The 2,780-nt window shown below is 61.0% G+C and carries 1 protein-coding gene and 1 pseudogene; one reads left to right on the forward strand and one right to left on the reverse strand.

All coding sequences use genetic code 11. The features are described 5' to 3' along the window. The coding region (locus ASU03_RS21610; RefSeq protein WP_231731635.1) for a hypothetical protein at nt 1-196 on the forward strand (196 nt) is incomplete at its 5' end. Between the two features lie 224 nt (nt 197-420). On the opposite strand, the pseudogene ASU03_RS20085 reads toward ASU03_RS21610, so the two are convergent. Continuing rightward, a pseudogene (locus tag ASU03_RS20085) lies at nt 421-2,780 on the reverse strand (Tn3 family transposase); the annotation flags it as partial.

Here is a 2,780-nt window from a genome sequence, read left to right on the forward strand (position 1 = left end):
CGATCCGGAAGAGCCCAACCTCAATCCTGTGGTGGGGAGAAACGGCCCGGCCAGCAACGAGCTGGTGGCCAAGCCGCGCTGCCTCGGCCCAACTCGTTTAGGGCTGGGCTTTTTCCTATGCATCCATCTTCGGGGGGGCTGGCTTGATGACAACCACCACACCCAGCCAATTCATCAGTGCGTGACCTGGTGCTGAGAAGTCGCCACGTGGTAGCAGCCGGAAGCGCTTCGCAGCCCTGATTTCAACCTGTTTCGAACGAACGGTGAAGATCATGAACTTTTCCGTTAGTCGGGTTGATCGGTGACCAGCTCTACGCCGCCATCCCATTCGGCCAGGACTTCGGCACCGCACGCGGAGCAGGCCGTAGTCACCTCGGGCGATGATTAAGGGGTTGTACGCCGGAATCCCAGAAATTTCCGTCAGCCCAGCTCCAGTCCCGCCACGAGCGCATCCAGGTCGATGAACTTGCCGTCAGTCTGGAATGTGTAATGCCCGTTCAGCAGGATGTGCCGCCAGGCCGCTGGCGACATCTGCGTGATCAACGCCAGCGCCTTGGCATTGCCAGCTGCCTCGTACTTCGTCAGCAGCAGGGACAGGATCGCCGAGTTGTAGAAGATGATCGCGTTGCCGATCAGCCTGGCGCACTGGTTGCTGATCTCGATTTCGATGTCGGTGCGGCCGGTCAATTCCTTCTTCCCACCGACTTGGGCGATGGTCGAGCGTAGCTGGTGATAGGACTCAATGCGGTTCTGCGAGCGGTGAACATTACGCTCCAGTTGCGGGTCGCGCAGGTAGCGCAGTGTGTAGATACTGCGGATGAGCTTGTCGAACTCGAAGATTGCGCGCCGCGTCGGGTTCGGCGCCGTATAGGTGCACAGCTTGCGGATCAGCGTGCCCTGCGTCATTTCCTTCAGGCCCAGTGTGGCGACGATTCGGTCGATGTTCGCCTTCTCACCGACGATGAGTTGCCGGTCGATCTGGCCAGCCGGCCGGACCAGGCATTTCTCGTACAATGCCAGATCATCGGCGCAATACAGCTCCTGCAACTGGTCGTCGATGTCGGTGAAGCGCGGCTCGAAACGAAGTCCGAACCCGTGCAGGATGGCGAAGTTGGCCTTGTTGATGCTGTGCCTGTCGCCGGTGATCGCGCGCGGCACGATGTCCGACGTGTTGCGGTACCAGATGTCGAACACGTGGTGAGCCTCGTACTCGTGTGCGCCTATCAGGTAGCCGTTCAACGGCACGTGATTGCACAGCAGCGTGTAGGCGACGACGCCCTTGCCGCGGCCGAAATATTTGCGCGAGTAGCGCGCCTTCACAGTTGGTCGCTCGACGCCGAATTTCTGCCCATCAACGGCACCGTACAACGAATCGAGGTCGAACGAGTAATGCGGGAAGATCGGCAGTGCGGCGATGGCGTTGCTGATGCAATCGTTGGCCACAAGTAGCGTCGCCTGGCGCAGGTACTGCTGGTAGGTACTCTCCAGGACGTGGTACGGGATGTCGCTGGTACGTGCCATAACCTGGTTGCCGTGGTTCATGGCTTGGGCAATGATCACCGCCATCAGACTGTCGGCGTCGGCTACCTTCTTCGCATAGCGTGGCTGCAATGGTGTCAGCGCCGACAGGAACTGGCACTGGCCGTTGACGAAGCGAAACACGTCGGCGACATCGCAGTATGGCAGTTGCTCGTAGAGAGCTTGCTCGCGCGCCTTCTGGTTCTCCCCCTTGGGCTTGCGCCAGGTCAGTCTCTGCGTGTCCTTGTCGTATTCCAGGTGCGTCAGCTTGCCCTGTTTCAGCTCGCGATTGAACGCCACCCATTGCGCACGCAACTCGGCCGCCAGTGCATCGAGCTGGGCACTGACCGGCTGCCGCAGGAAGGGGATGTCCATCTGCGCGAGCACGGCGGCTTTCTCGTCCATCGAAACCAACTCGTCGGACAAATGCCGGTGCTGCAAGCTGTCGTCAATGTAGAGCTCGCCCGCCTGGAAGCGTTTCCTGACCTGACGGTAAAGCCAGAATTCGTAACGATCGGCATGCAGGCCTGTCGGCGTGCCTTCGGCATCGAACATCAGCAGGTACGGACGCAAGCGTTTCGGCAGCGTTGCCGCCGGACATTCGTCGAGTGGCCGTTGTGATAGGCGCTGCTGCTTGGCGAACACGCTCTTGGCCCCAGTCAGCGCCGCGAGCCATGGGTTATCGGGGGCCGTGCCGGCGAAGTCGAGCGCGACGTACAGCGGCCGTAGATGGCGTCGAATGCGTTCGGCCAGGCCGTCCACCGCCTGCCAGTGCAGCGCCAGTTTGTTCAGTGGCTTGACGCTCATGCGCTGCGCCGTGTTTTGCAGCAATTCCCTGGACATGATTTTGTAGGCGCGTTGGCGCACCTCGCCGAACGGCGTCGGATCGGCCACGCTGTCGTCCACGTACAGCGACAGCAGGCGGCCAACCTGTGGCGTTTCCTGATGGCGTCGCAGCTGTTCGGCGACAAAGGACTGTTTCGCACCCGTGCGGCTCTCGTCCTCAAGTTTTTTCATGTGGAAGGCCATCGCGTCGACAAGGTTGTCGGTGAGCTGCCGGTAACGTACCCAGGCATAGCACAGCAGGTAGAGCCGGGTCTGCTCCGCCTTCAGGTGGCGCAGGTCATGGACGGTCTAGAAGTTCGCCAAGCTCGCGTAGTACAGCAGGTTCTGCTGCGAGATGCCGAGCTTGGGCAGCAGCGCCTTGGCGATCCCGTGCAAGGACTTCAGCGTGGCGCGCTTCTCGCGCTCCCCTGCCATCT

Origin of the sequence: Colwellia sp. TT2012 (genome assembly GCF_001440345.1) — a bacterium.
Lineage (GTDB): Bacteria > Pseudomonadota > Gammaproteobacteria > Enterobacterales > Alteromonadaceae > Colwellia.